Source organism: Streptomyces sp. NPDC005574, from assembly GCF_040605435.1.
Taxonomy (GTDB): domain Bacteria; phylum Actinomycetota; class Actinomycetes; order Streptomycetales; family Streptomycetaceae; genus Streptomyces.
In genome coordinates, this window is sequence record NZ_JBEXCW010000037.1 from 40671 (window position 1) to 64697 (window position 24027).

Sequence of the window (24027 nt, forward strand, 5' to 3'; positions counted from 1 at the left end):
ACGGTGAGGGCCCTGCACCGGGAAACGCCGGAGGCGGGCGCCGGATTCCTCCGGGCCCGCCTCGGCGGTGTCCTACGGACCACACAGGGCCTGCGCCGGGGTCTGCGCCCGGTGCGGCCCCGCTGTCGGCCAGGCCGCTCAGAGCTTGAGCAGCGCCTCCAGGGGAGCATCTCCGAGGGCAGGCCCCAGCCGGGCGCGGCCGCCGAGGAAGCCGAGCTCCATCAGCACCGCGAGACCCGCGACCTGGGCACCGGCCCGGCGGATCAGCTGGATGGACGCCTCGGCGGTACCCCCGGTGGCGAGCACGTCGTCGACGATCAGGACACGGTCGTCGGCGCTCAGGTCCTCGGCGTGCACCTCGATCTCGGCGGAGCCGTACTCCAGGTCGTAGGCCTGGCCGAGGGTCGCTCCGGGGAGCTTGCCCGCCTTGCGCACGGGGATGAAGCCGAGCCCGGCGCGGACGGCGACGGGGGCACCGAGGATGAAGCCGCGGGCCTCCAGGCCCACGACCTTCGTCGCGCCGGTGCGCCCGGCGATCTCCGCCAGCGCGTCGGTGAGCGCGGTGAACGCCGCCGGGTCCGCCAGGAGCGGGGTGATGTCCTTGAACACCACGCCCGGCTCCGGGTGGTCCGCCACGTCACGGATGCGGCTGAGCAGCAGCTCCGAGATGTCGGTGACCTCGGTCATCGGCGCTTCCCCGAGGGGCGTCCGCGGCCGCGGCCGCGGGACGCGGGCTGGTGGCGGGGACCGACGACCGCCGCGGCCTCGTCGTCCGGCTCGTCGTCCAGCGGCTCGTCGGCGATCTCGCTCTCCAGCGGCTCGCCCTTCGCGGCGGACTGGGCCCGCTTGGCGAGGACGCGCTTGCGCAGCGCCTTCATCTGCGGCTCGCGCTCCTTGAGGTCGGCGACGAGCGGCGTGGCGATGAAGATCGAGGAGTACGCACCGGCCGCGAGGCCGACGAACAGCGACAGCGAGATGTCGTTGAGCATGCCGGCGCCGAGGACGCCGCCGCCGATGAACAGCAGGGCGCCGACCGGCAGCAGCGCGACCACGGTGGTGTTGATCGAGCGGACCAGGGTGCTGTTGATCGACCGGTTGGCGATGTCGCTGTAGGTCCAGCGGGTCTGCTTGGTGATGTCCTTCGTCTGCTCCTTGAGGCTGTCGAAGACGACGACCGTGTCGTAGAGCGAGTAACCGAGGATGGTCAGCAGACCGATCACCGTGCCCGGCGTGACCTCGAAGCCGACGAGGGCGTAGATGCCGACCGTGATGGTGATGTCGTGGATCAGGGCGACGAGGGCCGCGATCGCCATCCGCCACTCGAACGCGATCGCCAGGTAGATCACGACGAGGACCATGAAGATCGCCAGGCCCTGCCAGGCCTTGTTGGCGATCTGGTCGCCCCAGCTGGGTCCGACCAGGTCCGCGTTGATGCTCTCCGAGTCGACCTTCAGGTCCTTGGCGAGCGTCTCCTTGATCTGGTCCGACTTGTCGGTGTCGATACCGGCGATCTGGACGCGCAGGCTGCCGTCACCGAGCTTCTGCACGATGGCGTCGTGTCCGGACGCCTCCTCCGCGAACGTCTCGGCCTGTGCCACCGAGATGCTCATGTGCTTCTGGGTGGTGAAGACGGCACCGCCCTGGAACTCGATGCCCATGTTCAGGCCGCGCACCGCCAGGCCGAGGATGGCCGTGATGGTGATCAGGATCGAGATGCCGTACCAGATCTTGCGGTTGCCGACGAAGTCGTAGCCGACCTCGCCGCGGTGCAGTCGGGCGCCGAGGTTGCCGAGTTTCGACATCTCACGCCTCCTTCGGGTCGACGGGGGCGGCCGGACGGCGGGTGCGGCGCAGCGGCGGTTTGACGCCGAGTGCCTTCGGATCGAGGCCGGAGAGCTTGTGGCCGTTCGCGAAGAACTTCTTGCGGGCGAGGATCGTCATCAGCGGCTTGGTGAACAGGAAGACGACGACCACGTCGAGCACGGTGGTGAGACCGAGGGTGAACGCGAAGCCCTGGACCTTGCCGACGGTGACGATGAACAGCACCGCGGCGGCCAGGAACGACACGAAGTCGGAGACCAGGATGGTGCGCCGGGCCCGCGGCCAGGCCCGCTCGACGGCGGGGCGCAGCGAGCGGCCCTCGCGGATCTCGTCCCGGATGCGTTCGAAGAACACGATGAACGAGTCCGCGGTGATACCGATCGCGACGATGGCACCGCAGACGGCCGGCAGGTTCAGCGCGAAGCCGATGGCCGGGCCGAGCAGCGCCATGATCACGTAGGTGAGGGCCGCGGAGACCAGCAGCGAGGGGATCGCGATGACGGAGAGACCGCGGTAGAAGATCAGCAGGTAGATGACGACCAGGGCGAGGCCGATGGCGCCCGCGATCAGACCGGCGTGCAGCTGCTCGCCACCGAGGGCGGCGGTCACCGTGGTGACGCTGTCCTCCTTGAAGGTCAGCGGGAGCGCGCCGTACGACAGCATGTTGGCGAGGCTCTGCGCCTCCTGCTGGCCGAAGCTGCCGGAGATCTCCGCGCTGCCGCTGGTCAGCGCCTCGCTGACGGCCGGGTCGGAGACGACCTCACCGTCGAGGACGATCGCGAACTGGTTCTGCGGCTGCTGGTTCTTCGCCAGCTGACCCGTGATGTCACCGAACTTCTTGGTGCCCTTGCCGGTGAACTCCATGGTGACCGTCCAGCCGGCGGCGGTCGTCGTGTTGAAGACGGCCTGCGCCTTCTTGACGTCCGTGCCGTCGACGGCGGCGGCGCCCAGGACGTACTTCTGCCACTGGCCGCCCGAGTTCTGGCCGCAGGCGACGGTGGGCTCGGTGGCCTTGGCGTCCTTGCCGGCCGTGCTGCGGACCGACTCCTTGCTGCAGTCCAGCGCGGCGTACTGCGCCTGGAGCTTGGCGGTCGCCGGGTCGACGGAGGCGCTGGCGCTGGGCGTCGGGGAGCCGGCGGCGGCCGAGCTGCTTGCCGACGGGGAGCTGTCCGCCTTCAGGGCGTCGGTGACGGCGCGCCCCTGCGTGCTGGCGGAGGCCGACGGGGACGCGGAGGCGGAGGGGGACGATGACGAGCCGCCCTTGCCGGTCGCCTTGTCCGTGGCCTTGTCGGTCGCCTTGCCCGAGGTGCTCGGCGACGGGGTGGCCGTCGCGGCGCCGCCGCTGACCTCCGTCGCGATCACGGGGCGGAAGTACAGTTTGGCGGTGGTGCCGACCTGGTCCCGGGCCTCCTTGGAGTTCGTGCCCTTGGGGATGTTGACGATGATGTTCTTGTCGCCCTGGGTCTGAACCTCGGCCTCCGAGACGCCAAGACCATTGACACGGCGGTTCATGATGTCGACCGCTGTGTTCATGTTGGTCTTGTTGATCGCGGATTCCTGTCCCTTCTCCGGGACCGCCCGGAGCGTGATGCTCGTACCGCCGGCAAGGTCGATGCCGAGGCGCGGAGTGGTGTGCCCGGAGGCGAACATCCCGCCGGTGAGCGCCACGATGGCGATCAGGATGAGGGCCAGCGAGCGCCACGGCTTGCTCTGGGCGCTCGCGCTCCGGCCCTTCTTAGGTGCTGCCACCTTCTCGTACTCCCTCTCGGGCCGACGCGCGCCGGATCTGCGGGCGGGCGGCCATGACTTGGTGTCGGGGTCCCGTGCGAGCTGCGCATGATCCGGGGCGCGCGGAGCTGGTCCACGCGCCCGGGGACGCGGCTACTTCGCGCCGGCCTCGCCGTCGGTCTTCTTCGGCTCGTCGCCCGTGGTGGCCTCGGCGGTTCCGGCGTCGGCCGGCTCCTCGGCCTTCGTCTCGGCCGTGGTCCCGGCCTGCTCCCCGGCCGTCTCCTTCTTGCCGAAGTCGACGGGCTTGTCGTCGGAGGCGGCGGCGTCCTCGACGGAGTGGTCGGAGTCGTCGGTCCCGGTGAGGGAGGAGGCGTCGTCCGGGACGAGGTCGGTGTCGGACTTCAGGTCGTGCTCGACACCGTGGACGATGCGGTTGTAGTCGTCGTCCGTGAGGACGGCCCCGATCGAGTTCTTGGCGAAGAGGAGGTCGACGCCCGGACCCGCGTCGAGGAGGACCGTCTCGTCGTTGACTTCCTTGACCGTCGCGTACATGCCCCCGATCGTGCGGACGCCGCTGCCGGGCTGCAACTCGTTGCGCATGGCGGCGGCCTGCGCCTGCTTGCGCTTGGCCGAGCGGGTCATGAGGAACATGGCCCCGATGAGCACGATGAAGGGGAGGAGCATGGTGATATTCACGGGACGGAGTTTCCTTCGCACGACCGCGGCGGACGGCGGCCTGATGGATGGGGGTATGTGTACCGCCGACGGAGGCGGCATCGGCGGAGTCTAAGCGAGTCCACGCGCATGGAACAACGCTCAGCATGGCACCTGGGTTCCTGGCCGGGCCAATGCCCGCGCCGTCACGCCCCGAACAGGTCCTGTTGTCCGTTTCCCCCGGTTGCCGACCGGGGCGGGGTGAGGCCGAGATGCGCCCAGGCCGCAGGGGTCGCGACCCGCCCGCGCGGGGTACGGGCCAGCAGTCCCTCCCGGACGAGGAAGGGCTCGGCCACCTCTTCCACGGTCTCACGCTCCTCCCCCACCGCGACGGCGAGCGTGGACAGGCCGACCGGCCCGCCGCCGAACAGTTTCAGCAGCGCCTGGAGAACGCCCCGGTCGAGCCGGTCGAGGCCCCGGGCGTCGACCTCGTAGACCGCGAGGGCCGCCTCGGCGATGTCCTTCCTGATCCGTCCGTCGGCCTTGACCTGGGCGTAGTCGCGCACGCGGCGCAGCAGACGGTTGGCGATACGGGGCGTGCCTCGGGACCGGCCGGCGATCTCGGCGGCGCCTGCGGTGTCGATCTCCACGTCCAGCAGGCCGGCCGAGCGGTGGATGACCCGCTCCAGCTCCGCGGGCTCGTAGAACTCCATGTGCGCGGTGAAGCCGAAGCGGTCGCGCAGCGGGGGCGGCAGCAGGCCCGCGCGCGTGGTGGCGCCGACCAGGGTGAAGGGCGGCAGTTCGAGGGGGATCGCGGTGGCGCCGGGGCCCTTGCCGACGATGACGTCGACGCGGAAGTCCTCCATCGCCATGTACAGCATCTCCTCGGCGGGCCGGGACATGCGGTGGATCTCGTCGAGGAAGAGGACCTCGCCCTCCTGGAGGGAGGACAGGATCGCGGCGAGGTCGCCGGCGTGCTGGATGGCGGGCCCGCTGGTGATGCGGATGGGGGCGCCCATCTCGGCCGCGATGATCATCGACAGGGTCGTCTTGCCGAGGCCGGGGGCGCCGGAGAGCAGGACGTGATCGGCGGTGGCGCCCCGCGCGCGGGCGGCGCGCAGGACCAGGTCGAGCTGCTCGCGGACCTTCTCCTGGCCGATGAACTCGCCCAGGTCCTTGGGCCGCAGGGCGGCCTCGACGGCCTGGTCCTCACCGTCGGCGGACGCGCCGACGAGCCGCTCGGCGGCGGAGCTGTCGGTCGTGTCGTCCCAGTTCACTGCGGTTCTCCTTGCGGTGGCTCGCCGGGCGGGGCGATCGGCCGGGGTGCCGGCCGGGCACGGCCTGCGGTGCGCCCCGCGCCCCGGTGGCGGCGCGGTCGGTTCAGCGGGCTCGGTTCAGGGTCTGCAGGGCCGCCCTGAGCAACTGGCCCACCTGGACGGCCCCGCCGGCCGCCTCGGCCTGCGGGGTGACCGCGGCGACGGCCTCGTCGGCCTCGCGGGTCGCGTAGCCGAGGCCGATCAGGGCGGCGTGCAGCTGGTCCCGCCAGCCGGAGGTGACCGCGGTGCCGATCGCGGGTGCGCCGAGCGGCTCGCCGAGACGGTCCTTCAGCTCCAGGAGCAGCTTCTGCGCGCCCTTCTTGCCGATGCCGGGGACGGCGGTGAGCGCCTTCTCGTCGGCGGTCGCGACGGCCCGGCGCAGCGCGTCCGGCGTGTGCACGGCGAGCATCGCCTGGGCGAGCCGGGGTCCGACGCCGCTCGCGGTCTGCAGCAGTTCGAAGGTCTGCCGCTCGTCGTCGTCCGCGAAGCCGTACAGGGTCAGCGAGTCCTCGCGGACGACCAGGGACGTGGCCAGCTTGGCCTGCCGTCCGGTGCGCAGCCCGGAGAGGGTGTTCGGTGTGCACTGGACGGCGATGCCGATCCCGCCCACCTCGACCACCGCGGAGTCCGGGGCGAGGGCGGCGACCGGGCCGCTCACGAAGGCGATCATGCCGTACGGCCTTTCGATGTGTGCAGGGCGACGGCCTGCTGGAGTCGGTTCTGGGCGGGGGCGCGCCAGATGTGGCAGATGGCGAGCGCGAGGGCGTCGGCGGCGTCGGCGGGCTTGGGCGGCGCGCTGAGCCGCAGCAGGCGGGTCACCATCGCGCCGACCTGCGCCTTGTCGGCGCGGCCGCTGCCGGTGACGGCGGCCTTGACCTCGCTGGGGGTGTGCAGGGCGACGGGGATGCCGCGGCGGGCGGCGCACAGCATGGCGACGGCGCTGGCCTGGGCGGTGCCCATCACGGTGCGGACGTTGTGCTGGCTGAACACCCGCTCCACCGCGACGAATTCGGGCCGGTACTCGTCGAGCCACTGTTCGACGCCCTGCTCGACGGCGACGAGCCGCAGGCCCAACTCGGCGTCCGCGGGCGTGCGTACGACGCCGACGCCGAGCATGGTCAGCGGGCGCCCCGCGACGCCCTCGACGACCCCCACACCGCACCGGGTCAGCCCCGGGTCGACACCCAGTACGCGCACCCCGCCCCCTCCCGTCGATCTCCTGTTCGTGCAGGCTATCGGGTGCCACCGACAACGGCCGACATGGCGACGGGCCGACGGGGGCGTGTCCCGTCGGCCCGGTCAACCGGTGCAGCGCGCGGCGGCGTTACGCGTCGACCTTCTCCATGACCTCGTCGCTCACGTCGAAGTTGGCGAAGACGTTCTGCACGTCGTCGCTGTCCTCGAGGGCGTCGATCAGCTTGAAGATCTTCCGGGCGCCGTCCTCGTCGAGTTCGACCTGCATGGTCGGGACGAAGTTGGCGTCGGCGGAGTCGTAGTCGATGCCGGCGTCCTGGAGGGCGGTGCGGACCGCGACCAGGTCGGTGGCCTCGGAGATGACCTCGAAGGTGTCGCCGAGGTCGTTGACCTCCTCGGCGCCCGCGTCCAGGACGGCGCCCAGGACGTCGTCCTCGGCCAGCTCGCCCTTGGGGACGATCACGACACCCTTGCGGTTGAACAGGTACGAGACGGAACCCGGGTCGGCCATCGAGCCGCCGTTGCGGGTCATGGCGACGCGGACGTCCGAGGCGGCGCGGTTGCGGTTGTCGGTGAGGCACTCGATGAGCACCGCGACGCCGTTCGGGCCGTAACCCTCGTACATGATCGTCTCGTAGTCGGCGCCACCGGCCTCGAGACCGGCGCCGCGCTTGACCGCGGAGTCGATGTTCTTGTTCGGGACCGAGCTCTTCTTCGCCTTCTGGATGGCGTCGAACAGCGTCGGGTTGCCGGACACATCCGCGCCACCGGTGCGGGCCGCGACCTCGATGTTCTTGATCATCTTCGCGAAGAGCTTGCCGCGCTTGGCGTCGATCACGGCCTTCTTGTGCTTCGTCGTGGCCCATTTAGAGTGGCCGGACATCTGCCTGTCTCCTTCGCGTAACCCATCCCGTACGAACTCCCCCAGTCTGGGAAGTCTGGGGGGACCCCGGGAATCCTACAAGGACTCCGCTGTCCGGTTCGCGCGCACCATGTCGACGAACAGGCCGTGCACGCGGTGGTCGCCGGTCAGTTCCGGGTGGAACGAGGTGGCGAGCGCGTTGCCCTGGCGGACCGCGACGATGTGGCCGCCGTGCTCGGCGAGCACCTCGGTCCGGGCGCCGACGGACTCCACCCAGGGGGCGCGGATGAAGACGCCCTCTACAGGATCGCCCTCGATGCCCCGCACGTCGAGGGCGGCCTCGAAGGACTCGTTCTGCCGGCCGAAGGCGTTGCGGCGCACGATCATGTCGATGCCGCCGACGGTCTCCTGGCCCGAGCGCGGGTCGAGGATCTTGTCGGCGAGCAGGATCATGCCGGCGCAGGTGCCGTAGACCGGCATGCCCGCGCGCACGCGTGCGCGCAGCGGCTCCATCACGCCGAAGAGCACGGCCAGCTTGGAGATGGTGGTGGACTCGCCGCCCGGGAGGACCAGGCCGTCCACCTCGGCGAGCTCCTCGGGGCGCCGCACCGGCCTGGCCACGGCGTCTGCCGAGGCCAGGGCGACGAGGTGCTCCCGCACGTCGCCCTGGAGAGCCAGGACGCCTATGACAGGGGCTTCGGTCATGAGTGGTTACCAGCCGCGGTTGGCGTAGCGCTCGGCCTCGGGGAGGGTGTCGCAGTTGATGCCGACCATGGCCTCGCCGAGGTTGCGGGACGCGTCCGCGATGATCTTCGGGTCGTCGTAGAAGGTGGTCGCCTTCACGATGGCGGCGGCGCGCTTGGCCGGGTCGCCGGACTTGAAGATGCCCGAGCCGACGAAGACGCCCTCGGCGCCGAGCTGGCGCATCAGGGCGGCGTCCGCGGGGGTGGCCACGCCGCCGGCGGAGAACAGCACGACCGGGAGTTTGCCGAGCTCGGCGACCTCCCTGACGATCTCGTACGGGGCGCGCAGTTCCTTGGCGGCGGCGTACAGCTCGTTGTTGTCGTAGCCGCGGAGCCTGGCGATCTCGTTCTTGATCTGGCGCAGGTGGCGGACGGCCTCGACGACGTTGCCGGTGCCGGCCTCGCCCTTGGAGCGGATCATGGCCGCGCCCTCGGCGATGCGGCGCAGGGCCTCACCGAGGTTGGTGGCGCCGCAGACGAAGGGGGTGGTGAACGCCCACTTGTCGGAGTGGTTGACCTCGTCGGCCGGGGTGAGCACCTCGGACTCGTCGATGTAGTCGACGCCGAGGGACTGCAGCACCTGGGCCTCGACGAAGTGACCGATGCGGGACTTGGCCATGACGGGGATCGAGACGGCCTCGATGATCTCCTCGATCATGGTCGGGTCCGACATGCGGGCCACGCCGCCGTCCTTGCGGATGTCCGCCGGGACCCGCTCCAGGGCCATGACGGCCACGGCGCCCGCGTCCTCGGCGATCTTCGCCTGCTCGGCGTTGACGACGTCCATGATCACGCCGCCCTTGAGCTGCTCGGCCATGCCGCGCTTCACGCGGGCGGTGCCGGTCTCGGGCGTCTGGTTTTCGGAGAACGTGCTGGACACGGGTGACCTCACTGAGGGGAAGGAAGGGTTCTGCGTCTCCGAGGAAACGCCAGGGGACCAGTCCACAGCAAGGGCCAATGACAAGGCGGTGGATCGTTTTCCGGCCGATGGCCGAGAACGCGCAGGTCGGACCGCTGCTAGGCGCGGTCCGTGAGGGCCGCCGGTGTCTCGTCGTCCATCTCGAACGCCATCGGGAACGGCGCGTGTCCCGCCAGCCGGAACCAGCGCACCTTGCGGTGCTCCCGGAGCCTGCGGGCCGCGCCGACCGCGTCGTTGTGGAAGCGCCGGGCCATGGGCACCCGGCGCACCGCCTCGGTCAGTTCCCGGGCGGCCGCCTCTCCCCCGGGCGCCTCGCGGACCGCCTCCACCTGCGGCGCCTCCGCGAACACGGCGCGCAGCGCCTGGCTGAGCTCGCTCTCGGCGACCTCCCGCTGCTCCTCCTCGGCCTGCCGGGCGGCGTGTGCCGCCTCGTACAGCACGATGGAGGCAGCCGGGTCGAGGACCCCGGAGGTGGCCAGTTCCTGGGTCACCGAGGCGCGGCGCAGCAGCTGGGCGTCGAGGGCGGCGCGCGTCGCGTCGATCCGGACGTGCAGCCGGTCCAGGCGTCCCGCCGTCCAGCTGAGGTAGAGGCCGATCGCCAGGAGTGCGACGAGGATCCAGATGAGGGTTGCGGTCACGGGCGGCAAGGCTACCGGGGCCCGGTCACGGCCTCGCGGGGCCCCACGCCGCGCGGGCCCGCGGGCGGTGGCCGACCATACGTGCGGGGCGGGAGACCAGGGACGCGGCCCGACGGGCGGGAGACCAAGGGCGGCAGCCCGACGGGCGGGAGACCAGGGGCGGCAGCCCGACGAGCGGCAGACCAGGGACGCGGCCCGACGAGCGGCAGACCAAGGGCGGCAGCCCGACGAGCGGAAGACCAAGGGCGGCAGCCGAGCGGGAAGTCAGGCACGCCGGCCCACCGAGCGGTGCGCCCCACCAGGCGGGAGACCACGCACTCTCTCCCCCGGCCGGGGAGACCAGGCGCGCCGTCCCCCGCCGGACAGGAAGTCACGCCCGCCGGGCCGAGGATCAAGCCCGGCCCCGTGACCCGTGCCCCGGCGCTCGCCGTGCAGACCGCCGGAGATCGCGGACGCGCCGCTCGCCGTGCAGACCGCCGGAGACCGCGTACGCGCCGCTCGCCGTGCAGACCGCCGGAGACCGCCTACGCGCCGCCGCCGGACTTGCCGCCCGCGCTCAGTTCCGCGCCAGGCCGAACCGGGCTCGCAGTCCCGTGCTGCGTTCGTCCGCGGCCACCGCCGTCGTGCCGTCGGTGACCGTCTCGTACACCGACAGGATGTCCGCGCCGACCGTGGACCAGTCGAACCGCCGGACATGGGCGCTGCCGCGCTTCCGCAGCTCCGCAAGGCGCTCCGGGTCACCGAGGAGACGTACGGCGGTGTCCGCGAGGGCGTCCGCGTCCTCGTTGGTGAACAGCTCGCCGGCCGCGCCCTGGTCCAGAACCTGGGCGAAGGCGTCCAGGTCGGAGGCGAGCACCGGGGCCCCGGCGGACATGGCCTCCACCAGGATGATGCCGAAGCTCTCGCCGCCGGTGTTGGGGGCCACGTAGAGGTCGACGCTGCGCAGCAGACGGGCCTTGTCCTCGTCGCTGACCATGCCGAGGAACTCGACGTTGCCGCGCAGTTCCTTCGGCAGCGTCTCGACGGCCTCCTCCTCGTCCCCGCGCCCCGCGACGAGCAGCCGGGTGCCCGGGCGCGCGGCCAGGATCTTCGGCAGGGCCTTCATGAGCACCGGCAGTCCCTTGCGGGGCTCGTCGATGCGGCCCATGAAGCCGATCGTCCCGCCCTGCCACTCCGCCCTGGGCTCGGCCCGGGCGAAGAAGTCCACGTCGACGCCGTTGGGGATGACCACCGCGTCTCCGCCGAGGTGTTCCACGAGCGTGCGGCGCGCGTACTCGCTGACGGCGATCCGGGCGCTGATCTTCTCCAGGGCCGCCTGGAGGATGGAGTACGCGGCGATCATCGCCCTGGAGCGCGGGTTGGACGTGTGGAAGGTGGCCACGATCGGGCCCTGCGCGGCCCAGCAGGCCAGCAGGCCGAGCGAGGGCGAGGTCGGCTCGTGGATGTGGATGACGTCGAACTCGCCGTCGTGCAGCCAGCGGCGGACCCGGGCGGCGGACAGGAAGCCGAAGTTGAGGCGGGCCACCGAGCCGTTGTACGGCACCGGCACCGCGCGCCCCGCCGAGACGACGTACGGCGGCAGCGGGGTGTCGTCGTCGGCCGGCGCGAGGACGGACACCTCGTGCCCGAGGCGGATGAAGTAGTCGGCGAGGTCGCGGATGTGGAACTGGACGCCGCCGGGCACGTCCCAGGAGTACGGGCAGACGATGCCGATCCTCACGGCCGCTCCCCGTCCGCGGGCCGGGGTTCCAGGTCGTCGAGCCACAAGCGCTGGAGCATGTGCCAGTCCTCCGGGTGGTCGGCGATGCCGGTGGCGAAGGCATCGGCCAGCGCCTGTGTCATGACAGACGTCTTCTCGGCCCGCGTACCTGTCTCGGGGACCTCGACCGGCGGATGGACCCGGCCGCGCATGACGGGCGAGTCGTCGTACCAGAGCGTCACGGGCAGCAGCAGGGCGCCGGTCTGCTGGGCGAGCAGGGCCGGGCCGGCGGGCATCCGGGCGGCCTCCCCGAAGAACTTGACCTCGACGCCGGAGGCGGACAGGTCGCGCTCGGCGACCAGGCAGATCAGCCCGCCGTCGCGCAGCCGCCGGGCCAGGGTGCCGAAGGCGGTGCCGCCGCTGTGCGGCAGGACCTCCATGCCGAGGCCCTCGCGGTAGGCGACGAAACGGTCGTAGAGCGTCTCCGGCTTGAGGCGTTCGGCGACCGTGGTGAACGGGGTCTCCAGGCGGGTGGTGACCCAGGCGCCGGCGAGGTCCCAGTTGGCCATGTGCGGCAGCGCGAGGATCACGCCCCGGCCGGCGGCCAGGCCGTCGGTGAGGTGGTGCAGGTCGGTGGGCTCGAAGCCGCCTCGGACGCGCTCGGCGCTCCACGCGGGCAGCCGGAAGGACTCCATCCAGTACCGCAGGTAGGAGCGCATGCCCGCGCGTGAGAGCTCGGCGAGCCGCTCCGGGCTCGCGTCGGGCACCACGCGCGCGTAGTTGCTCTCCAGGCGGCGCACGCCCTTGCCGCGGCGCCTCCAGGCGAGGTCGGCGATCTGCCGGCCGAGGCGGACGGCGACCGGCTCGGGCAGCTTCTTGACCGCTCCCCAGCCGAGGCCGTAGAGCCCGTCGGTGAGGCGCTCTCGGGCGCTCACTTCGCCGCCTCACTCCCCCGCGAGGCGTTCGCCGGGTTCCCCTGGGCCTGGTCCGGCCCGGCTCCGGCCGCCGCGGCCTCCGCCTCGGCGGACTCCCGGCGTACCGTCACGACCCGCTGGATCAGCGTGACCAGGCTGCCGACGGCGACGATCCACAGCGCGATCGGCAGCAGCACCTGGATGCCCGGCACGCCGAACTTGTGCAGACCCGCGAGGCCGGCCGCGACCAGCGAGATCACCAGGCGTTCGGCGCGTTCCACCAGGCCGTTGACGGCGACCGGCAGACCGATCGACTCGCCGCGCGCCTTGGTGTACGACACCACCTGGCCGCTGGCCAGGCAGAAGATCGAGACGGCGCACAGCACGTTGTCGTCGCCGTTGCCCGCGTACCAGAGGGCGAAGCCGCCGAAGACCGCGCTGTCGGCCACCCGGTCCAGCGTGGAGTCCAGGAAGGCCCCCCAGCGGCTGCTGCGGCCCAGCTGGCGGGCCATGTTGCCGTCGACGAGGTCGGAGAACACGAACAGTGTGATCACGATCGTGCCCCAGAAGAACTCGCCCCGGGGGTAGAAGACCAGCGCGCCCGCCATCACGCCGGCGGTGCCGAGCAGCGTGACCGTGTCGGGCGTCACGCCCCGGCGGATGAGAAACGCGGCGAACGGGGTGAGGACACGCGTGAAGAATGCACGCGCGTACTTGTTCAGCATGGCCTTCCCGAGGGTCGGTGTGGCCGCGCGGCCCCTGCTGGCCACCGGCTGGCCCATCGTAGTCACGCCGGGGCGCGGGCGTCCGCCGGGCACCCGGCCCCCGGGTCACGGCCCTGCGCCATCCGGGTAACGGCGCGATCGCGTCCTTCGTATGGACGCACCGTGACGGGAGTGGAAAGCTCGAAGAACCGCGGGCGTCACCGGAGCCGCCACCGGTCCGGACCCGGTCCGGGGAGGCAGCCGTGTGCCCGCGCCCACAGTGACCTCACCGTGCACGGGAGGCAAGGCCATGGGCGACAAGGCGAACACACACCCCGGAGCCGCCGGCAGGGCTACGGCGGCCGACCACCCCGCGTCCGTAAGGAATGTGGTGCTGGTCGGCCACAGCGGATCCGGCAAGACGACGCTGGTGGAGGCGCTCGCCCTCACGGCGGGAGCGGTGAACCGGGCGGGCCGCGTGGAGGACGGCGGCACCGTCTCCGACTACGACGACATCGAGCACCGGCAGCACCGGTCGGTGCAGTTGTCCCTCGTCCCCGTCGAATGGGACGGGATCAAGATCAATCTCCTCGACACCCCCGGATACGCGGACTTCGTCGGGGAGCTGAGGGCCGGTCTGCGAGCGGCGGACGCGGCCCTCTTCGTCGTCTCGGCCTCGGACGGGGTGGACGGCTCGACCCGCATGGTGTGGGAGGAGTGCGCGGCCGTCGGCATGCCGCGGGCCATCGTCGTCACGCACCTGGAGTCGGCCCGGGCCGACTTCGAGGAGATGACGCGGATCTGCGCGGAGGCGTTCGGCGCCGACGACCCCGACGCCGTACTGCCGCTGTACCTGCCGTTGCGCGGCCCGCGGGCGCCGGACGGGCACGCGCCGGTGACCGGCCTGATCGGACTGCTGTCGCAGAAGCTCTTCGACTACTCCGGCGGACAGCGCGAGGAGTCCGAGCCGGGCGAGGACCAGCTGCCCCTGATCGAGGAGGCCCGCGACCGGCTGATCGAGGGGATCATCTCGGAGAGCGAGGACGAGACCCTGATGGACCGCTACCTCGGCGGCGAGCAGGTCGAGGTGCGGACGCTCATCCAGGATCTGGAGCGGGCGGTCGCGCGCGGGGTGTTCTTCCCTGTGCTGGCCGCCGCGCCCGCGGCCGAGGGCGCCCGGCAGGGGCTCGGCACGGTCGAGCTGCTCGAACTGGTCACCGGCGGATTCCCGACCCCGCTGGAGCGCGAGGCGCCCGGCGTCACCACGGTCGACGGCGAGCCGCGCGAGCTGAAGCCCTGCGATCCGGACGGCCCGCTGGTGGCGGAGGTCGTGAAGACGGCGTCCGACCCGTACGTCGGCCGGGTCTCCCTGGTGCGCGTCTTCTCCGGCACCCTGCGCTGCGACGACACGGTCCACGTCTCCGGGCACGGCCTCGCCGACCGCGGCCACGAGGACCACGACGTCGACGAGCGCGTCGGCGCCCTGTCCGTGCCGTTCGGCAAGCAGCAGCGGGCGCTCACCCACTGCATCGCCGGTGACCTGGCCTGCGTGGCCAAGCTGGGCCGGGCGGAGACCGGCGACACCCTCTCGGGCAAGGACGACCCGCTCCTGATGGAGCCGTGGGAGATGCCCGACCCGCTGCTGCCGCTGGCGATCCAGGCGCACAGCAAGGCCGACGAGGACAAGCTCTCCCAGGGGCTCGGCAGGCTGGTGGCCGAGGACCCGACCATGCGTCTGGAGCAGAACCAGAACACCCACCAGGTGGTCCTGTGGTGCCTGGGCGAGGCCCACGCCGACGTCGCGCTGGAGCGGCTGCGCACACGCTACGGCGTCCAGGTCGATGTCGTACCGCACCGGGTCTCGCTCCGGGAGACGTTCGCGGACCGGTCGGCGGGCCGCGGCCGGCACGTCAAACAGTCCGGCGGACACGGGCAGTTCGCGATCTGCGAGATCGAGGTGGAGCCCCTGCCGGGCGGTTCGGGCATCGAGTTCGTCGACAAGGTGGTCGGCGGCGCGGTCCCGCGCCAGTTCATCCCGTCGGTCGAGAAGGGCGTAAGGACCCAGGCGGCCAAGGGAGTTGCCGCCGGCTATCCGCTCATCGACGTCCGCGTCACGCTGCTGGACGGCAAGGCGCACTCGGTGGACTCCTCGGACGCCGCGTTCCAGACGGCCGGCGCGCTGGCGCTGCGGGAGGCCGCCGCCGACGCCCGCATCCACCTCCTGGAACCCGTGGCCGAGGTGACGGTGCTGGTCGGCGACGAGTACGTGGGCGCGGTGATGAGCGACCTGTCGGGGCGGCGCGGCCGGGTGCTGGGCACCGAGCAGACCAGCGGCGGCCGCACCCTGGTGCGGGCCGAGGTGCCCGAGATCGAGATCGGCCGGTACACCGTCGACCTGCGGTCGCTGTCCCACGGGACCGCGCGCTTCGACCGCTCCTACGCCCGGCACGAACCGATGCCGCCGCAGATCGCGGAACGGATCCGCGAAGACGCGCGCAGCGCCTGAGTGTTGACGCGCGCGGCGCCTGAGAGTTCACGCCCGGCGCGCCACGGGCGGCCGGTGTGCGCCGTCGCCGCCGGATCGGCGGACGGTTCGGGCCGTCCGCCGACGCGGCGTCCGTGCCTGCGGATACGCTGATCACCTGATCGGGTTGTGACGCGAAGAGAGGCCGGGTCGTCACGATCAGCTGATCAACAGGTGTGCGGGGCAGGGAAGTCGGGAAAGCCGCAGAAGCGAGAGCAGCGGCGATCGGGGGCGGGAATGACCGTTGACGGCGGTTACGCGGACATCTTCGGGCCGCAGGTGCCGCGTACGGGCGACGAGGGGCAGACGGCGACCTTCGCGCTGGCCTCGGCGGCCTACCGGGACGGCCCGATCCAGGAGATCAAGAAGGCCGACAACGAATGGCACCAGTCCACCGTCAACCCCGGCCGCAGGTGGGCCCAGATCTTCCGGCCCAACCTGGGCGAGGCGTTCTCCGGCGCGGTGGTGGCCCGCATGCTGGGCGGCGGCCGCAAGCCGCTCATCCAGTCCTTCGGCGCCGAGCCGCAGGCCGTCGTCGAGCACTGTCTCGCGGCCAACAACATCCGCCGGGACCGCGACAACCGGCTGATGATCGTCACCCTGCTGTGCGGTCTGCTGTTCCTGCCCGGACTCCTCGTCTGGCTGCTGATCTTCCAGACCCGCGCGGCCATCGACCGGCGTGACGACAAGCGCGCCTCCGCGCTCGGCACCACCCTGCTCGTCGCCTTCGGCGCGCTCGCCGTGCTCTTCCTGCTCCGCATGCCGTTCACCGGCATCTGGGGGTGGTACGCGCGCGCCTCGGTCGTCATGCCCGTCCTCGGCTGGCTGTGGGCCCGGCGGATCTGCGAGCGCACGGCCGCCGACCTGCGCGGGCGCTGGGACAGCCTGCTCTCCGGCAGCAGCGTGGGCGCCAAGGTCCCCGAGGCGGTGCCGAGCAGCCCGCGGGAGACCGCGGCGGAGCAGCTGCGCCAGTCCCTCGCCAAGCTCAGCGCCGAGCAGCAGTCGAACTCCGTCTTCTACGCCGGCCCCAAGGGCATCCTGGGCATGGGCACCCGCTGGGGTTCCTGGCAGCTCGCCGAGGACCTGGTGGCCGCCGACACGACCCGGGAGATCCACCCCTTCCGCAGCTGGGACGTCATCCGCTCGATCCACGACCAGCTGCGCATGCTGGAGCGGGGCCCGCTGAACACCGGCGGCTTCCCGAAGGCGTCGATACGGCACTGGATCGTCACGCCGATCGGGGAGAACGCCAAGGCGGTGTCCCGCCCGGAGGGCACGGACGTGGAGGCGTACCAGGTCAAGTCGCACGCCATACAGGACATCTGCAACAAGCAGCAGTTCGGCGCCGGAGACCGGCACTACCTCGGCGTGCAGTGGACGCTGTGGGACGGCCAGCTGATCATCACCATGATGATCACGGTGACCGTGTTGCACGCGACCCTGCGGATCGAGGTCACCGGCCACGCCCTGGGCCCGGTGAACCCGCTGTTCACCACCAAGCCGGAGGCCCCGACCAGGGAGGTCGCCAAGTCGCTGAAGCCGTGGGAGAACCGCACGGTGAAGCTGCCGCTGGTCAGCACGAACGAGGTGGTACGGCTCGCCGTCCGCGCGCCGCTGACCTGGTACCCGCCGCTGCTGAACTGGCTCGGCGGCTCGATAGGTCTGCCGGAGCCCTTCGGCCTGCGGCACGCCTGGGCCGATCAGCCCTGGCGCCACCGCTTCATGGCCGACGACGCCCTGCGCGCCGCGACGCCGGTGCTGCGCGTGGTGCACTCGGCGGCGATCCGGGTGCTGGAGGAGAACGGCGTGGACACGGAGAAGTTCGGCAACCGCTCGGCGTTCCTCTCCACGGCGGTGCAGGACACCTCGCCGCGGAAGGCGGACGTGTACGACGCGTAGGACGTGCCGCGCGGATCGGGCCGGGCGCGCGACGCCCGGCCGGGGCCGACCTGCTTCCGTCCCCTCCGGTTCGGTTCGACCCGGCCCGGTCCGACCCGGTTCAGCCCAATTCGCTCCGGTCCGGTCCAGACCGGTCCGAACGACCGTCCCCGCGGCCCGGAGCGGCCGGGCCGGTCCCGGTTCCGGCAGGCCCCGCCGCTGCGCTCAGCGCGTCGGCCAGGCGTCGGCCAGCATCTTCCGGGTGTCCGCCAGCAGTTGAGGCAGCACCCTGGTGTGGCCGACCACCGGCATGAAGTTGGTGTCGCCGCCCCAGCGCGGCACGAGGTGCTGGTGGAGGTGGGCGGCGATGCCCGCGCCCGCCACGGAGCCCTGGTTCATGCCGATGTTGAAGCCGTGGGCGCCGGACGCGGTCCGCAGGGCCGACATCGCCTGCTTGGTCAGCGCGGCCAGCTCGGCGGTCTCCGGCTCGGTGAGGTCCGTGTAGTCGGCGACGTGCCGGTAGGGCACGACCATCAGGTGGCCGCCGTTGTACGGGTACAGGTTGAGCACCGCGTACACCTGCTCGCCGCGGCGGACGACCAGCCCGTCCTCGTCGGACTTCGCCGGGATCGAGCAGAAGGGACAGCCGTCGTCGGCACCCGGGCCGGTCGGCTTGTTCTCACCCTGGATGTAGGCCATCCGGTGGGGCGTCCACAGACGCTGAAACGCGTCCTGCGTCCCCACTCCCCACTGCTGCTCCGGCTCACTCGTCATGCCATGCAGCATATTGCTTCGCCCGTCCGCGCCGTGTGGGCGGGGTTGCGGGAGGCCGGGGCCCAGGGAGGCCGGGGCCCAAGGGGGCCGGGGCTCAGGGAGCCCGGACGGCGCGAGGCCCCCGGGAGGCGGGACCTCCCGGGGGCCTCGGGCCGCGCGGCGCGGATCAGACCTGCGTACGGTCCTCGACGACCTGCGCGATCTTCGCGATGGCCGCCTCGAAGGGGATGCCGTTCTCCTGGGAGCCGTCGCGGTAGCGGAAGGACACCGAGTTGTTCGACATGTCCTCGTCGCCCGCGATGACCATGAAGGGCACCTTCTGCTTCTGGGCGTTGCGGATCTTCTTCTGCATGCGGTCCGAGGAGGAGTCGACCTCGACCCGCAGCCCCTTCTTCTTCGCCTCGGCGGCGAACTTGTGCAGGTAGTCCGCGTGCGCGTCGCCGATCGGGATGCCGACCGCCTGCACGGGCGCCAGCCACGCCGGGAACGCGCCCGCGTAGTGCTCCAGGAGCACCGCGAAGAACCGCTCGATCGAGCCGAACAGGGCGCGGTGGATCATGACCGGGCGCTGCTTGGTGCCGTCGGGGCCGGTGTACTCCAGGTCGAAGCGCTCCGGGAGGTTGAAGTCGAGCTGCACGGTCGACATCTGCCAGGTCCGGCCGATCGCGTCCTTGGTCTGGACGGAGATCTTCGGGCCGTAGAAGGCGGCGCCGCCCGGGTCGGGGACCAGCGGGAGGCCCTGCTTCTCGGCGACCTGGCGCAGCGTCTCGGTGGCTTCCTCCCACACCTCGTCGGAGCCGACGAACTTCTCCGGGTCCTTGGTGGAGAGTTCCAGGTAGAAGTCGGTCAGACCGTAGTCGCGCAGCAGGTTGAGGACGAAGGTGAGCGTCTTGTCGAGCTCGTCGGCCATCTGCTCGCGGGTGCAGTAGATGTGCGCGTCGTCCTGGGTGAAGCCGCGGGCGCGGGTCAGCCCGTGCACGACACCCGACTTCTCGTACCGGTACACGGTGCCGAACTCGAAGAGGCGCAGGGGCAGTTCACGGTACGAGCGGCCGCGCGCGTCGAAGATCAGGTTGTGCATCGGGCAGTTCATGGGCTTGAGGTAGTAGTCCACGCCCTCGTCGAGCTGCATGGGCGGGTACATGCCGTCGGCGTACCAGTCCAGGTGGCCCGAGGTCTCGAAGAGCTTCCCCTTCGTCGCGTGCGGGGTGTAGACGAACTCGTAGCCCTCTTCCTCGTGCCGGCGGCGCGAGTAGTCCTCCATGACCCGGCGCACGACGCCGCCCTTGGGGTGGAAGACGGCGAGGCCGGAGCCGATCTGCTCCGGGATGGAGAACAGGTCGAGCTCGCTGCCGAGCTTGCGGTGGTCGCGCTTCTCGGCCTCGGCGAGGAAGTCGAGGTGCGCCTTCAGCTCTTCCTTGGTCGGCCACGCGGTGCCGTAGATGCGCTGGAGCATGGGGTTCTTCTCGCTGCCGCGCCAGTAGGCGGCCGCGTTGCGCATCAGCTTGAACGCCGGGATGTTGCGGGTGGTGGGCAGGTGGGGACCGCGGCAGAGGTCCTTCCAGCACAGGTCCCCGGTCTTGGCGTCCAGGTTGTCGTAGATCGTCAGCTCGCCGCCGCCGACCTCGACGTCCGCACCGTCGGCGGTGGAGGCCGAGCCCTTGATGCCGATGAGCTCCAGCTTGTAGGGCTCGTTCGCGAGCTCCTCGCGGGCGGCCTCGTCGCTCACCACGCGGCGGGCGAACCGCTGCCCCCGCTTCTGGATCTCCTGCATCTTCTTCTCTACGGCCTTGAGGTCCTCGGGCGTGAACGGCCGCTCGACGTCGAAGTCGTAGTAGAAGCCGTCCTTGACCGGCGGGCCGATGCCCAGCTTCGCCTCGGGGAACAGCTCCTGCACGGCCTGGGCCATGACGTGCGCGGTGGAGTGGCGCAGGATGTTCAGGCCGTCCTCGGAGGAGATCTCGACGCCCTCGACGGTCTCGCCGTCCTGTACGGCGTAGGCGAGGTCCTTGAGCTCCCCGCTCACACGCGCGGCGATGACGGAGCGCTCGCCGGCGAAGAGCTCGGCGGCCGTGGTGCCCGTCGTCACCGTGCGCTCTTCCCGCTCGGAATCGCGTTGGATGATCACACGGACGTCTGACACCGGTCTCTCCTGACTGCAGGGTGGGCGCGGCGCCGTACCGAGAGCGCACGCAATACCGGATCGTACCGACCCGGGGCGGCCCACCGCGAAATCATTCCCCGCCGCAGGCCTCCTCGAAGAAGTCCAGGTTCTCCTGGAGCGACTTCATCAGGCGGTCCCGCTCGGCCTCGTCCACCTGCACGGGCACGACGCCGGAGGCTCCGGTGAGCCGCCGGAAGCCGCCCCGGCTCTCCAGCCGGCCGTGCACCCGTACCGGCAGCCCGACGAGGTGGGCATGGCCGGCTATGCGGTACGACTCCTCGTCCAGCGTGAGCCGCACGTGCGGCACCTCGGCGCCGGCCAGCACCCGCAGCCGTACCACACCGTCGCCGCGCGGCCCCGACCTGCGCATCCGGACCACCGCGCCGGTGATCCGCACGGACACGGAGGGTTCCTCGCGCAGGTAGCGGGCGCCGGCCGCGCGCAGCGCCGGCAGGTCGCCGGGCGAGAACTCGACGGGTCCGGCGGCGGCGCAGTCGTCGGGGACGCCCGCGGACGGCGCCCACGCGACGGCGATCCGGGCGCCTTCGGTGCCCCGGACCAGGGTGACGAGGGCCTCGGTGAGTTCCCGGCTGACGCCTGCCGCGACCGCCCCGTCGAAGGCGTCCATGCCGCCGGTGGCCCGCTGGTAGTCGACGGCCTCGCGGGCTGCGTGCAGGGCCTGGTGGAGGCGGACGGCGAGTGCCCGTGCGGAGGCGACGGGCACGAACGCGGTCAGGCCGTGGCCGCCGGCCGAGGCCCCGACCAGCACGCTCTCCAGGGACGCGGCGGCTGCTCCGCGGTGCCGGGCGCCGTGGTAGCCGGCCCGGGCGCGGGTGGCGAGCGCGGCGGCCAGCAGGGTCTGCCGGGCGGCCGAGCGCAGTTGTTCCTCGACCGTCCAGGGCGCGGCGGGGGCCGGTCCCGCCGGTACGTCCCGCCACCAGCGGATCTCGTCGCTGGGCACGGCGAGCCCGATGAGCACCTCGCGGGCGGAGGGCGTGCCGCTGCGGGCGAGGGCGACCAGTGCCTCGCCGAGCAGGTCGTCGCTGTCGGGGAAGGCGCGGCTCTCGGGCACGAGCAGGCTGGTCGTGCCGCCGCCGGGGCCGGGCGGGGTCCAGCGGCCGTAGCGTCCGGCGGCTCCCCCGCGGCGCTGCCAGCCGTGCCGCCGCAGCAGGGCGCCGAGGACGGCGGGGTCGACCCGGCCGGGCTCGGGGGGACGGTCCCAGGCGGCCTCGTCGGGGTGCGGCCGGACGGCCCGCAGCGGCTCGTGCAGTGGTCGGTGGGTCACGGTCTGCCTCCCGTCCCGACCCGCGTCATGATCTCGCACAGGGCGCGGTCGTCGAAGACGCGCGAGGTCGGTATACGCACGGTGGTCCGGTTCCGGCCGGTGACCGGGTGGCCGGCGAGGTTGATCCAGTAGCAGCAGTGGCGCAGGTCGAGCCGGTCGTGGCTGGCGCGCAGCCAGTCGTCCTGGGACCGCGGGACGAGCATCACGACGAGGATCTTGTGCACCGAGACCGGGGTGCGGGCGAGCTTCGCCAGGTGGGCGTTGTCGAGCGTGAAGGAGAAGAACCGGCCCGGGGGGTTCGGCGCGATCTGGTAGGTGCACTTGAGCTGCACCTTGATGGTCACCTCGTCGTCGACGGTGTGGCCCGGGGAGCCGTGACTGACGTGCCAGTCGATGCCGTTGTCCGGGAAGGGCTGGGACAGCGAGCAACCCGCGGCGGCCGCGACCGCGTGCAGATAGCCGACCTGGAGTGTCTCCATGCAGGCGGTGGTGGCGAGTGAGCCGCGCTGGGGTGCCGTCCGTTCGGGCAGCAGCCCGCCCCGCTCGGGCTGCGTTATCGCCATGACCAACAGCCTTTCCCGCTGTGTGAATCCTTGTAATGAGCCGCTGAACTGCAAAGACCCGTACTTCTGTTGTGTCCTTCCGGCGTACGGCGCAAACAGCCCGGGTATCACCAAACGGGCAGAAGACGGAACGTCAGCTGCCGTGGGTGAACGAGGAGTTGCATGGTGATGACGTGCTGGTATGAAGGCCCTCTGGCCGCCTTCGACACGGAGACCACGGGCGTCGACGTCGAGACCGACCGGATCGTGTCGGCCGCCGTCGTCGTCCAGGACGCCCCGGGCACGCGGCCGCGGATCAGCCGGTGGCTGGTGAACCCCGGTGTGCCGGTGCCCGCCGAGGCGACGGCGGTGCACGGCCTGACGGAGGAGCACCTCCAGCGCAACGGCCGCTGGCCCGCGCCGGTGATGTTCGAGATAGCCCGGGAGCTGGCGGACCAGGCCGCGGCGGGCCGTCCGCTGGTGGTGATGAACGCGCCGTTCGATCTGACGCTGCTGGACCGGGAGTTGCGCCGCCATCGCGCCTCGTCCCTGGACCACTGGTTCGAGGCGTCGTCGCTGCGGGTGCTCGATCCGCGGGTCCTGGACAAGCACCTGGACCGCTATCGCAAGGGCCGCCGCACCCTGACCGACCTGTGCGAGCACTACGGCGTCGTCCTGGACGGCGCGCACGACGCGGGGGCCGACGCGCTGGCCTCGCTCGACCTCGTACGGGCGGTGGGGCGCCGGTTCGCGGCCCGGCTGGAGCGGCTGTCGCCGGCCGAACTGCACACACTCCAGCAGGTGTGGCACGCGGCGCAGGCGCGCGGCCTGCAGGCGTGGTTCGCGCGCAGCGGCACCGACGAGGTGGTGGACACGGCGTGGCCGCTGCGCCCGGAGCTGCCCGCGGCGGCCGCGTAACCGCGCGGACGTCGCGGCCGCGAGGCGGCGCGAAAAAGCCGGTCCGCTGCTGCGGACCGGCCTTTCCCGGTGGGCGATACTGGGTTCGAACCAGTGACCTCTTCGGTGTGAACGAAGCGCTCTCCCACTGAGCTAATCGCCCGGGAACGCAGTGAACAATACAGGTCCCCGCGGCCTTCCTTCAAACCGCTCCTCGCCCGTCCTCCAGCCGGGCCGCCAGTCCGCGCCGCCCGGCCCGCATCATCAGCCAGTGGTTGGCGCGGAAGAACGGCCGGCCCACGGTCGCGAACCGCCTCAGCAACGGCTTGTGGACCTCGACCTCCTGCTCGTAGCGGGCGAGGCTGCCGGTGCCGTGCGGCACGACCGTCCAGCGCGCCCAGCCGTCGAGGTCACCGGACATGGCGATCTCCAGGACCCCGGCGGCGGGGTCGCGGCGCGCCTCGCGGGCGGTGAAGGTGAGGTCGTAGGGGATGAAGGAGCGGATGCGGACGACGCCCGCGGTGTCGTCGATGCGGCGCACCTCGCGCACCTGGGGCCACCAGCGGGGGTAGTCCTCGGCCCGCTCCAGCGCCGCGTACACGGCGGCGGGCGGCGCGGGCAGGGTCCACAGGCTGCGGAAGCGGTAACGGGTCCGGTCCATGTGCCGAGTGTGCCCCGGCACGGGCGTGCATCACGGCATCCGGGCCGGTTGAGTACGGCCTGAGTACGCGCACTCATGTCCTACGACGTGACGTGGGCCACGCTGCCGGC

General features: G+C 71.8%; 22 protein-coding genes and 1 tRNA gene. 3 read left to right on the forward strand and 20 right to left on the reverse strand.

Going from position 1 to position 24027, the window contains the following annotated elements; translation table 11 throughout:
- Nucleotides 1-138: 138 nt before the first annotated feature.
- The 14 genes from ABZT03_RS23495 to pgsA form a co-directional block, all read right to left on the reverse strand.
- On the reverse strand, nucleotides 139-687 hold the full coding sequence (locus ABZT03_RS23495) for an adenine phosphoribosyltransferase (protein ID WP_356042274.1): 549 nt from the start codon (nucleotides 685-687) through the stop codon (nucleotides 139-141).
- Entirely contained in the window at nucleotides 684-1802 is a 1119-nt protein-coding gene (secF, locus tag ABZT03_RS23500; protein WP_356042276.1) for a protein translocase subunit SecF, read from the reverse strand. Before secF ends, ABZT03_RS23495 begins: the two co-directional genes overlap by 4 nt.
- 1 nt (nucleotide 1803) lies before the next feature.
- Nucleotides 1804-3570, reverse strand: a complete 1767-nt coding sequence (secD, locus tag ABZT03_RS23505) for a protein translocase subunit SecD (RefSeq protein WP_356042278.1) — start codon at nucleotides 3568-3570, stop codon at nucleotides 1804-1806.
- 132 nt (nucleotides 3571-3702) lie between these two features.
- Complete coding sequence (yajC, locus tag ABZT03_RS23510) at nucleotides 3703-4245, reverse strand: preprotein translocase subunit YajC (protein WP_356042280.1); 543 nt, start codon at nucleotides 4243-4245, stop codon at nucleotides 3703-3705.
- A 164-nt stretch (nucleotides 4246-4409) separates the two neighbouring features.
- A complete protein-coding gene (gene ruvB, locus ABZT03_RS23515; RefSeq protein WP_356042282.1) occupies nucleotides 4410-5480 on the reverse strand; it encodes a Holliday junction branch migration DNA helicase RuvB in 1071 nt (356 codons plus the stop codon).
- A 103-nt stretch (nucleotides 5481-5583) separates the two neighbouring features.
- Nucleotides 5584-6189 carry a Holliday junction branch migration protein RuvA gene (gene ruvA, locus ABZT03_RS23520; protein WP_356042284.1) on the reverse strand — a complete coding sequence of 202 codons (606 nt, stop codon included), beginning with the start codon at nucleotides 6187-6189 and terminating at the stop codon, nucleotides 5584-5586.
- Entirely contained in the window at nucleotides 6186-6716 is a 531-nt protein-coding gene (gene ruvC, locus ABZT03_RS23525; RefSeq protein ID WP_356042286.1) for a crossover junction endodeoxyribonuclease RuvC, read from the reverse strand. The genes ruvA and ruvC overlap by 4 nt, the downstream gene beginning before the upstream one ends.
- Before the next feature lie 127 nt (nucleotides 6717-6843).
- A complete protein-coding gene (locus tag ABZT03_RS23530; protein ID WP_356042287.1) occupies nucleotides 6844-7596 on the reverse strand; it encodes a YebC/PmpR family DNA-binding transcriptional regulator in 753 nt (250 codons plus the stop codon).
- A gap of 75 nt (nucleotides 7597-7671) precedes the next feature.
- Nucleotides 7672-8280 (reverse strand): pyridoxal 5'-phosphate synthase glutaminase subunit PdxT, encoded by a 609-nt coding sequence (pdxT, locus tag ABZT03_RS23535; protein ID WP_356042288.1) that lies wholly within the window; start codon nucleotides 8278-8280, stop codon nucleotides 7672-7674.
- Between the two features lie 6 nt (nucleotides 8281-8286).
- Nucleotides 8287-9198 carry a pyridoxal 5'-phosphate synthase lyase subunit PdxS gene (gene pdxS / locus ABZT03_RS23540; RefSeq protein ID WP_356042289.1) on the reverse strand — a complete coding sequence of 304 codons (912 nt, stop codon included), beginning with the start codon at nucleotides 9196-9198 and terminating at the stop codon, nucleotides 8287-8289.
- A gap of 137 nt (nucleotides 9199-9335) precedes the next feature.
- A complete protein-coding gene (locus tag ABZT03_RS23545) occupies nucleotides 9336-9875 on the reverse strand; it encodes a hypothetical protein (protein WP_356042290.1) in 540 nt (179 codons plus the stop codon).
- A 556-nt stretch (nucleotides 9876-10431) separates the two neighbouring features.
- Nucleotides 10432-11595: a glycosyltransferase family 4 protein gene (locus tag ABZT03_RS23550; RefSeq protein WP_356042291.1), complete on the reverse strand. Its 1164-nt coding sequence runs from the start codon at nucleotides 11593-11595 to the stop codon at nucleotides 10432-10434.
- Nucleotides 11592-12509, reverse strand: a complete 918-nt coding sequence (locus ABZT03_RS23555) for a phosphatidylinositol mannoside acyltransferase (protein ID WP_356042292.1) — start codon at nucleotides 12507-12509, stop codon at nucleotides 11592-11594. The genes ABZT03_RS23550 and ABZT03_RS23555 overlap by 4 nt, the downstream gene beginning before the upstream one ends.
- Nucleotides 12506-13270: a phosphatidylinositol phosphate synthase gene (gene pgsA / locus ABZT03_RS23560; RefSeq protein WP_356042294.1), complete on the reverse strand. Its 765-nt coding sequence runs from the start codon at nucleotides 13268-13270 to the stop codon at nucleotides 12506-12508. Before pgsA ends, ABZT03_RS23555 begins: the two co-directional genes overlap by 4 nt.
- A 232-nt stretch (nucleotides 13271-13502) precedes the next feature.
- Here pgsA and ABZT03_RS23565 point away from each other — a divergent pair, with 232 nt between their 5' ends.
- Both ABZT03_RS23565 and ABZT03_RS23570 read left to right on the forward strand, forming a co-directional pair.
- Nucleotides 13503-15698 carry an elongation factor G-like protein EF-G2 gene (locus ABZT03_RS23565; protein ID WP_356042331.1) on the forward strand — a complete coding sequence of 732 codons (2196 nt, stop codon included), beginning with the start codon at nucleotides 13503-13505 and terminating at the stop codon, nucleotides 15696-15698.
- A 255-nt stretch (nucleotides 15699-15953) separates the two neighbouring features.
- The gene (locus tag ABZT03_RS23570) at nucleotides 15954-17615 is read left to right on the forward strand and encodes a hypothetical protein (RefSeq protein ID WP_356042296.1); all 1662 of its coding nucleotides are present in this window, start codon (nucleotides 15954-15956) and stop codon (nucleotides 17613-17615) included.
- A 204-nt stretch (nucleotides 17616-17819) separates the two neighbouring features.
- Here ABZT03_RS23570 and ABZT03_RS23575 read toward each other — a convergent pair whose 3' ends face one another.
- From ABZT03_RS23575 to ABZT03_RS23590, 4 genes are all read right to left on the reverse strand, one after another.
- Nucleotides 17820-18380: an HIT domain-containing protein gene (locus ABZT03_RS23575; protein WP_356042298.1), complete on the reverse strand. Its 561-nt coding sequence runs from the start codon at nucleotides 18378-18380 to the stop codon at nucleotides 17820-17822.
- 154 nt (nucleotides 18381-18534) lie between these two features.
- Nucleotides 18535-20511: a threonine--tRNA ligase gene (thrS, locus tag ABZT03_RS23580; RefSeq protein ID WP_356042300.1), complete on the reverse strand. Its 1977-nt coding sequence runs from the start codon at nucleotides 20509-20511 to the stop codon at nucleotides 18535-18537.
- Between the two features lie 91 nt (nucleotides 20512-20602).
- Nucleotides 20603-21817: a hypothetical protein gene (locus tag ABZT03_RS23585; protein ID WP_356042302.1), complete on the reverse strand. Its 1215-nt coding sequence runs from the start codon at nucleotides 21815-21817 to the stop codon at nucleotides 20603-20605.
- The gene (locus tag ABZT03_RS23590) at nucleotides 21814-22380 is read right to left on the reverse strand and encodes a DUF4365 domain-containing protein (protein ID WP_356042304.1); all 567 of its coding nucleotides are present in this window, start codon (nucleotides 22378-22380) and stop codon (nucleotides 21814-21816) included. The genes ABZT03_RS23585 and ABZT03_RS23590 overlap by 4 nt, the downstream gene beginning before the upstream one ends.
- Before the next feature lie 168 nt (nucleotides 22381-22548).
- On the opposite strand from ABZT03_RS23590, the gene ABZT03_RS23595 reads away from it, so the two are divergent.
- On the forward strand, nucleotides 22549-23277 hold the full coding sequence (locus ABZT03_RS23595) for a 3'-5' exonuclease (protein ID WP_356042306.1): 729 nt from the start codon (nucleotides 22549-22551) through the stop codon (nucleotides 23275-23277).
- 70 nt (nucleotides 23278-23347) lie between these two features.
- Here the strand turns inward: ABZT03_RS23595 and ABZT03_RS23600 are convergent.
- Nucleotides 23348-23419, reverse strand: a tRNA-Val gene (locus ABZT03_RS23600).
- A gap of 39 nt (nucleotides 23420-23458) precedes the next feature.
- Nucleotides 23459-23917, reverse strand: coding sequence for an SRPBCC family protein (locus ABZT03_RS23605; RefSeq protein WP_356042308.1), 459 nt, complete (start codon nucleotides 23915-23917; stop codon nucleotides 23459-23461).
- Nucleotides 23918-24027: the final 110 nt, after the last annotated feature.